The sequence below is a fragment of the Snuella sedimenti genome (genome assembly GCF_016428595.1).
In the GTDB taxonomy this organism is placed as follows: domain Bacteria; phylum Bacteroidota; class Bacteroidia; order Flavobacteriales; family Flavobacteriaceae; genus Snuella; species Snuella sedimenti.
Genome location: NZ_JAELVQ010000046.1, coordinates 1 through 8,216, shown reverse-complemented (window position 1 = coordinate 8,216; position 8,216 = coordinate 1). Strand labels below are relative to the sequence as shown.

Sequence of the window (8,216 nt, the reverse complement as noted above, 5' to 3'; positions counted from 1 at the left end):
AGAAAAAAATTAAAAAAGAATCACTAATTTTAACACTCAAATAAAACGATTTTTGGCACTTCATTTACACTGCTCACTTTCATCCGGCACGGGTGGTTCACTTTAACCGAATTTTCCAATCTAATACAAATATAGTAAAAAAATTAAATATTCGGATTTGAATCCGAAATAATTCATTGAACTCTGATTTTATTTGTAAAAATGACAGATAGAAATCGAAAAATAGTTGAGTTTATTGCTGCTAAATGGGTTAGAGAGGTAGTTAACAATAGTGATTTTGCTAAAAATCATAATTTGGACGAGAAAACAGTTCGCAGGATAAAAGATGATGAATCTTATAGAACGAGTTATGAAACTATTGAAAGCATATGTGAAGGAGAGAATATAAATTTATCAGAATTCTTCAAAGAAGCTGAGGCAATGTTTCCTGAAATAAGAATTAGGAAATAATCAATACAATCCCATTGCAGCCCATTCCCCTTCATTCCGTTATCCTCCATTTCGGGAAAAGCGCTTCATTATAAAAAGTCTTGAACACAAGTATAAAATGCAAAAGGGCATTTTAAACTTAAGTTCGCTAGAGCAGAACTTCGGTACAACATCCAGTAGATCTTCATGCGCTTTATAGAAGCTATAGTTGTTTTGAAGAAGGTATAATACTCATCCAATATTTTTCGAAAAGTAAACGTCGCAAAATATTTGCGTTCAAATTTGTCGGCGTAAAAAATCGGCACCCCCATGGGTTCCCCCAATTTTTCACTTGAAAATTTGAGACAAAATTTTGCCTTCCGTTTGTGTTGTCCTCAAATATTGTTTAACTAAAAAATTTCATTATCATGGAAACAAAAACAAAGCAAAACGGAACGGTAAAAAGGACAACAACCGTAAAAAAGGACGTAAAAGAGCAACTGGCCAAACAAGCCATGGGACAAGATGCTCAAGAGGTAAAACAGCCCCTTGTGAGCAAAGCAACGATTGACCTTGCCGACCGCATCCAAAGGTTCGAGAAGCTCAGGGGACTAGCCACCCAACGGGAACGCTTGGTACAGACCCTGAGCGAGCTAACGAAGTTCAACTACAACCAAGGGGATTCCGCATCCTTTTACATCAGGGATTCGCACAATCTGGAGTTCAAGACCACCAACACCAACCTGATCAAGTTGGTAACGACCCACTTGCAGTCCACCTTGGAAGCCAGAAAGACAGAAATCGAACAGGAGATCATCCAGTTTGAACTGTAACGTACATTCCATCCAAACAAGAAAGCCTATTCAATAAGAATAGGTTTTTTTATGGTCTGAACAAACGGGATTGAACAGGGATATTTTCAAAATCTGACGTTCAAATTTGCAACATAGGTAAAATTCATATTTTTTGGTATCAAAGCGAACCATTTGAGACCAATCCGCATTTCGATTTTAAAACCTAAAACAATAACTTTAGAAGAGTAAGAATACAGTAAAAAGCAACTGACTTTTTTAGTCAGGATGTATAAATTTTGCCCCGAGGTTTCGGGGCAGAAGGAATAGCAAGAGGGCAATGCGCTAAAGCGACATTGCGTTAATTAAAACCTTTGGCAACCCTTGTAAATAAAGGGTTTGTAGCGTTTTTTAGTCATTTTAGGTACTAGTGATAAACACCAAAATTATGTTAATGTCCTTGAAAAGCCTTATAAACACTGGAATGCATTAACATAATAGAGGAAATAATAAAGAAATGAAACGTCGATTTTTGAGCATCAATTTCCATAAGGACACCGTAGAACGGTTCAAGGGTTTTTGTGCCAAAATGGGAGGGTCCTATACAGATACCCTAGAGCACATGATGGATTTTTTTGATACTTACCAATTGTCGCCCATGGAAGATCTGGGTCCGAACATGCGGGGCATGGAGGCCAATATCAAAAAGCGGATAAATGCGCTCACCTCAATTGTTAAGGATATTGAAAAGAACCAAACAAAGCCCACCACGGCCATGCTCCAATTGCTGTTCGAACAATCACCATCCAAACCAAAACAGCCCCGTTTGGTGGAGGTCAAACAAGGCAACAATACCTCCAAAGATCCTTTTTTTGCCACCTCCATGGAGGCCATCGAGCTGAGAAAAGAAAAGAACGCACTCAAGCGTGACTTAAATGAAACCAAACAACAGTTCGAGGACATCCTGTTTTCCAAGGTACATATTGTAAAAAGCAGTTTTGGAAAACCCAGGCTCCAATTGGATATGGCATTGGAAGACTATGTGGCCCTTAAAGAAAAAATCAAAAACAGTTAATTATGTACATCTCCATTACCAAACAACATCTGGACACTACTTTTTCAAAAAGCTGTGGTGATTTTGTGGATTATCTGGAAAAGGAAAACAGGGACAAGTCCCCTGAACTCCAGGAGCACTTTTTTGACCAGCACAATGACCATGTATCCCCGAAGCATGTCGTCAAGGATATCGATGGCAATACCGCCAAGCTCAGAAAAAATGAGCCTAAATTTTATTCCCTCACTATAAGCCCAAGCCAAAGGGAACTGAAACATATTGGCAATGACCCGGATAAATTACGACAGTACGTCCGTGAGACCATGAAAGCTTACGCCAGTTCCTTTTACAGGGATTTCCCGGTATCGGTGGACAGTATAAAATACTATGCCAAGATAGAGTACGAACGTACCTATAAAGGTTTTGACAGGGAAATCAAGGAGAATCAACCTTACAGGGCCAAGATTGTCAAACTGGAACACGACCTTGTGAAGATCAACAGAGGAGAGCTAAAGGGTAATACCAAAGCGATCCAAAAGACCATTGACAGGCTGAGGGCCGAGGCTCCGCACCACATGGACGGCAAGATGATCGAGCAGGGCATGAAAAAACAAGGGTTCCAGACCCATGTGCACATTATTGTCAGCCGTAAGGACGTGACCAACCAACTGAGCCTGTCCCCAGGGAGTTCACATAAGGCCTCAGAAGTCATTTTGAACGGCAATCCCGTAAAACGGGGCTTTGACCGGGACGCGTTTTTTGAAAAGGCAGAAAAGACCTTTGATACCCTGTTCAAATACGACCGGAACTTTGTGGAGCGCTATTCTGCCCATAAAATGTACAAAAAGGACACTTACAAATTCTTTGCACACCTGATGGCACTTCCAACAAACGAAAAAAGTATAGCCTTTAAGATTATGGGCAAATCCGGAATGCACATCCCTGACCTTAATATCCCAACCAACCAAGTCCAATTGGCCCTAAAGGCCTTCAAACAATTAAAAAGAACCATCGATGTGGCCAAAGGCACAGGTTCCATCGGTATTTAAAAAAAAGCAATCCTATGACAACACATGTTTTAACAATCAGTATCTATGTAACCCTGGCCGTTTTGATGGCCTTTGGCTTTCGTTATGTGCGGTATGGCTATGGCATCCATACCACATTACTGCTAATAATTTGCTCTCTGCTTTATCTCATTTACCCTGACATGTATATGAAACTATTGGGGTACTGGCTATTGCCCTTAATATTTATCAATAGCCTCCTTTTTATTGTGGTCATCCCGGTTTGGGAAAAGTCCAGAAAAGAACGGAAGTATACCATGAAGATCAAGGTAAAGAACGGATCGATAAAGCTCCAGAATATTCGCAGGGGTATCTCCGTTATTGGGTCTGCCGGTAGTGGCAAGACCGAATCGGTGGTCTACAATATGTTAAAGCATTTTAGGCAGCATCAATTTTGTGGGCTCATCCATGATTACAAGCATTTTGAGATTACGGAAATGGCGTACCCGCTCTTTAAGGAATCCGACCGCCCTTTCCATATCATTTCCTTTGATGATATCTATGCCAAGGTGAACCCCATTGCCCCAAGGTACATGCAGGATGAGGAAAGTGTCAACGAAGTATCAAGGGTACTGTTGGAAAACCTATTGGAACAACGGGAATCCGTGGCAACAGGGGCTTCCAAGTTCTTCAACGATGCCGTGGAAGGCCTTTTGGGAGGGCTTATCTGGAAACTGAAGACAGCCTATCCAGAATACTGTACGCTTCCCCATTTGATCGCTACCTACCAATATTTGGATACCGATAGCCTTATGGATTTTTTAAGCTCCGATTATACCTCCAAGGCCATGGCCGATTCCTTTATCTCGGGAAGGGACTCGGAACGCCAAACGGCGGGAGTGAAAAGCTCACTGGCGAACGCCCTCAAGAAGATCAGTACACAGCGTATCTTTATGGCCCTTTCCGCAGATGAAGTGCCCTTGGATATCAATAACCCCAACAATCCTGCCGTTGTATCCATTGTGAACAACCCAAAATTTGAAACGGCGTACTCTCCCGTGGTTGCCACGATCATCCATACAATAACCAAACAGATGAGCATCCGCCATCGGGAATCCTCCTTTCTCCTTATAGAGGAAGCACCCACTATCAGGTTGCTCAATATGCACCGCATCCCCGCAACCTTGAGGAGCTATGATATTTCAACGGTCTATGTGATGCAGGACAAGACCCAGAACGATATGATGTACGGGGATAAGGCAAGCCGTGCCATCCTGAGCAACCTGTCCTACCAGTTCTTTGGAAAGGTCAACGACCCAGACACTGCCAAGTATTATGAACGTTTTTTTGAGATCGTCAAAAAGCCAACGACCACGATCAGCAAAAGCCAAAACAGTTTGAATTTTGATTCCAGGATCAGTACAGGAGAAAAGGAAGTCAGTAAAATACGTTCCGATGTGTTCTTCAGGTTAAAGGAAGGGGAGTTCATCTCCTTTGCAGATGGAAAGGATCGTAAGGTACGGTTTAAAATGCCCAGCATTATTAGGGAATTACCACCGCCGAGACATCGTTACAATGATGCAGAGATACAGGCGAACTTTGAACGGATCCATCTGGAGATAAGACAACTATTTCAATTGAAATCTTAAATCAAAATCTATCAAAATTCAAAGTACTAAAAAGGGAATCGTTTAAAACAATTCCCTTTTTAGTAGCATATTTTATTAAGGAAATTTATTTTTCTTTCAAAAGCTTTTCTAAATAAGCAATTTTGTCTTTTTCAGCTTGTAATAAGCGTTCATATAAGTCTACTATTTTTTCAACAGTATTAAAATTAGGTTGGTAGTTTACTGAACTAGCAAAGGTGGAACTAACCAAAATTTGAATTTATCGGATTACAAAAGGGATGTTCTGGGATAGAAAATACTACTGACACCGAATTAGCTCCTTTTTATGAAAACTTTAACATTTTAACGAAAATTACCCCTGTTTCTGACAATTTGAATAGAAACCAATTGCGTTTCATTTGTTTTACAAACTTGTAAAGTTGTTGGTTAATTTGTGAAAGAAGTTTTAGTGTTCTATAATTGACGAAATTTACTGTTAGACCAAAATTATGTGAATAATTCTATAGTATCTGCACCTGCTTATTTCGGAAATGCAAATCTCAATTTTTCAAATGCTTACTTAATATGGTTAATACATATCAAACCTAGAAGTTACACAAATAACAACTCCATTTAAATTCTCTATTAGGGTATTACGTTCTTAATCCTTTTTAGTGATTATTTCAATAGCTTTTTCTAATAATTCATCTCTACCTTCTTTTATCCCTTTAATAGTTGGTTTAATTTCAATATCTGGGATTATACCAACTCTTTGGGTTTCAGTACCGTCTGGATAATAAATCCCAATACCAGAAATTCTAGTCAATAATCCACCAGGTAAATATATAGACGAAACATTTCCATCAGCCCCAGCAGTGGTGCTACCAACAATTGTTGTATTATTCCCTGCTCTAAATGCCATAGCAGTATATTCAGATTGACTTTGTGAATCCTCATTTACTAATACAACTAAATTGCCTTTATAAGATTCATTATCATTTTTAATTTCTAAGGCTTTTGTAAAAGAGAACTCTCCAGGGTTATCAATATTAAATTTGAGAAATTTAACAAATGGAGTGGAATTTGAAACAAAATAGGACCCTAACAAAAAAGGAACAAATGCTGAAGGATAGTTTCTAATATCCACAATAATGCCCTTGGTGTCTTTAAAAATTTCTTTTATAATAGGGATATCTTCTTTTTTAATAAATTCTAAAGTTATATAACCGATATTGTCATTCAGTAGCTTATAGCATTTTTCACCAGTCCATTTATACCACTTCATGTTCACGTTATTTTTTTCATAAAGAGGCAATAAGGTTTGTTTCTTTATATTGTCCGAAATATAATCTATTCTGATTTCCTTTTTATTAGAACGTAAAAGGTCTTTAGAAATATCTCTCAATTTTGCAACTTTATTTGAAGCTGGATAATATGGAGTAATACTGTCTAGAATATATTTTATAGATTTTCCATTAATATGAGTTATAATATCTCCAACATTAATTTTTGAAACCTGCTTTAATTCAGGATTATAATAATCTGTAACTACTAATTTATCTTCAACAAACTGACTCTTAAATGGTGGAAAAAACTCTCCTCTAATATTTTGTAAGTTATTAAAGCCTACTGTAGTTGTTGCATGTGTATCATTAATTTCGCTTATCAGTCTAAGGCAGTTCAATTCATATTCCAATTTATTTTTTGTACTTATAAACTTTGGGATATATTCTTTCAGCACATGATTCCAGTTTTTATCTGTTAGATACTTATTTGGGTAAAAATAATGAATCATGTTCCAATATCTGTAAAGTGCTAACAGACTATATCCATTGTCATTAAATGATATACTATAATATTTTTTTTCATTTATAAATTTTGGGTTACCACTATTATTGCCACTTAAATAAAAATGTTTTCCTTGATATCTATTTTGATAGACGTGTTTTAATAGGCCTTTTAACTCTATATTTAGTTCAAAATCATTAACCCATGTTATATCTGGCTTTAAAAATGAGTTAGGGGAAGTTTCTTTACATTTAATACATTTCTTAATTTCACCATACTTTTTAATCCACTTAATAAGAGCCTGATCTCTTTCATATTTATTTCCCACACTTAAATACTTTGGCAATACACGAAACAATTCGTAATCCCAATTATAATTTCCTTTACCAACTTCAGGGTGATAGTATTTTAAAAATCCCCAGACCTTACCTAATAATTCTAAATTAGAAATGAGTTCCTTATTAAGTTTTGGAATATTAATCTTAGAATTTAAATCAAACTCGTTATCCAATTTAGCCTTGTAAGTGGGTTTATTCTTTTCTTTAAGTGTTTGAATATCCTTTCCATCAATTGTTATAACAAAATCATCAAACCAAGCTTCCCCATTACCAGTCATTATTCCTGCAACAAAAATGGTTTCCGCATTTTTAGGATATGGTAATGAGATTGAATATTTTTGCCAATCTTTAGTGCCGTGAACATTTTGCCTTTCCATATTATCAAATGCTAACATTTTGCCATCACCATTTATTCTCAAAAGTAATCCCCCAAACCCGCCTTCAATGTTTTTGATTTTCATATAGCCATCTAGCCGAATAGTGTCACCCTTGTAATTGGCTGGGATTTTATATGCTATACTGCCAAAGGAGTCTCCATTATTTGTTGATGTGATTTTTGATGCAAACTTTCCAGAATAAGCAAAAATAGTATCAGCACTTAACTGATAGTCTCCCCATTCCATCCAACCTTTAGGGAACAAATAAAGAGAATCATATGTTTCGAAGTCTAAATTAAACTTTTTAATTTTTTGGCAATAGCAGCTAATTGAAAGTAAGCTAATTATAATCAATTTTAGATTTGTCATCTTTACTATTTTAATATTCGTTTGAAAAAGAAAAACAAGTTAGTTAGTAAAAGTAAAAGATTATTTTCTTTTGAAGGGATTTACTTATATATTTAAGAAAAAATTTAACAATAATTAATCCAACGTAAAATAAATGAATAAAACAATATTAGAAATAAAACTTAAAGAGATTAGTAATATCATTGAGTCAAAATATAAAAGTGAAAACCATATAGGTGTACTTGCAGGTCTTTCTGGAATATCGTTGTTTCAATTTTATTACTCAAAATATTTAGGCAAGGACTGTCATATAGATATTGGTATTGAAATAATTGACAGATCTATTGTCAAGATTAATGAAGGTTATAGTAAGTCGTCTTGTAGGCTCACCCATATTAGAACTGTCTAATTTTCTAAAATTTCAACAAAGTTATTGTTTTTAATTGTAATGGAGCTAGCTCCATTACAATTGACTTCTGCATATTTTATCGGGGACAT

The 8,216-nt window shown here is 36.4% G+C and carries 7 protein-coding genes; 6 read left to right on the top strand and 1 reads right to left on the bottom strand.

What is annotated here, in order from left to right:
* The first annotated feature begins 201 nt into the window (after positions 1–201).
* The 5 genes from JF259_RS17350 to JF259_RS17330 all read left to right on the top strand — a co-directional run bounded on the left by JF259_RS17350 (position 202) and on the right by JF259_RS17330 (position 4,909).
* Positions 202–450 carry a transcriptional regulator gene (locus JF259_RS17350; protein WP_199116975.1) on the top strand — a complete coding sequence of 83 codons (249 nt, stop codon included), beginning with the start codon at positions 202–204 and terminating at the stop codon, positions 448–450.
* A gap of 386 nt (positions 451–836) precedes the next feature.
* The gene (locus JF259_RS17345; RefSeq protein WP_199116974.1) at positions 837–1,241 is read left to right on the top strand and encodes a hypothetical protein; all 405 of its coding nucleotides are present in this window, start codon (positions 837–839) and stop codon (positions 1,239–1,241) included.
* Between the two features lie 475 nt (positions 1,242–1,716).
* Positions 1,717–2,274 carry a BfmA/BtgA family mobilization protein gene (locus tag JF259_RS17340; RefSeq protein ID WP_199116973.1) on the top strand — a complete coding sequence of 186 codons (558 nt, stop codon included), beginning with the start codon at positions 1,717–1,719 and terminating at the stop codon, positions 2,272–2,274.
* Between the two features lie 2 nt (positions 2,275–2,276).
* Positions 2,277–3,302 (top strand): MobB family relaxase, encoded by a 1,026-nt coding sequence (gene mobB, locus JF259_RS17335; RefSeq protein WP_199116972.1) that lies wholly within the window; start codon positions 2,277–2,279, stop codon positions 3,300–3,302.
* A 14-nt stretch (positions 3,303–3,316) separates the two neighbouring features.
* Positions 3,317–4,909 (top strand): type IV secretory system conjugative DNA transfer family protein, encoded by a 1,593-nt coding sequence (locus tag JF259_RS17330; protein ID WP_233164365.1) that lies wholly within the window; start codon positions 3,317–3,319, stop codon positions 4,907–4,909.
* A gap of 619 nt (positions 4,910–5,528) precedes the next feature.
* On the opposite strand, the gene JF259_RS17325 is transcribed toward JF259_RS17330, so the two are convergent.
* The gene (locus JF259_RS17325) at positions 5,529–7,739 is read right to left on the bottom strand and encodes a S41 family peptidase (protein WP_199116971.1); all 2,211 of its coding nucleotides are present in this window, start codon (positions 7,737–7,739) and stop codon (positions 5,529–5,531) included.
* A 133-nt stretch (positions 7,740–7,872) separates the two neighbouring features.
* On the opposite strand from JF259_RS17325, the gene JF259_RS17320 reads away from it, so the two are divergent.
* Positions 7,873–8,127: a hypothetical protein gene (locus JF259_RS17320; protein ID WP_199116970.1), complete on the top strand. Its 255-nt coding sequence runs from the start codon at positions 7,873–7,875 to the stop codon at positions 8,125–8,127.
* Positions 8,128–8,216 lie beyond the last annotated feature (89 nt).